Origin of the sequence: Aureimonas sp. D3, from assembly GCF_001463805.1 — a bacterium.
In the GTDB taxonomy this organism is placed as follows: Bacteria; Pseudomonadota; Alphaproteobacteria; order Rhizobiales; family Rhizobiaceae; genus Aureimonas; species Aureimonas ureilytica_A.
Genome location: NZ_BBWM01000112.1, coordinates 1 through 417, shown reverse-complemented (window position 1 = coordinate 417; position 417 = coordinate 1). Strand labels below are relative to the sequence as shown.

Genomic DNA, 417 nt, shown 5'->3' with positions numbered 1-417 from the left:
CATTTGAAGTACCATTGATCAGGTCCTGCCGTGTGTTGCTGGCTCCGCTTTGGAGCTTCGCGCGCATGTCGGCCTGGGACCAGACCGTGCCATCGTCGAACACGACCTGCTCGATGCCTCGACCATTGACTGTTTCGATGCCGTTGACGAGCGTGATGGAGCCGCCGTTGCCGGCGCCCGAGCTGGTCTCGGCGATCACCAGCGTGACAGCCTCGCCGCTGCGGGTGAAGCTGATGGCGGAGGGGTCGATGCCGGACAGCACCAGCTTGTCGACGATGGCCGAGTTGTAGCTCGGGTCCTCGTTGATGCTGTCGTGGCCGTCACCACGGGCATAGAGATAGGTGTCCGAGCCACCCTTGCCGTCGAGCGTGTCGTTGCCCGCGCCGCCCTGGATGGTGTCGTTGTTCTCGAAGCCCG

1 protein-coding gene is annotated in these 417 nt (G+C 63.8%); it reads right to left on the bottom strand.

Annotated features, from left to right (window positions below):
- On the bottom strand, positions 1-417 hold a 417-nt coding region (locus AUL36_RS23040; protein WP_280138006.1), incomplete at both ends, for a calcium-binding protein.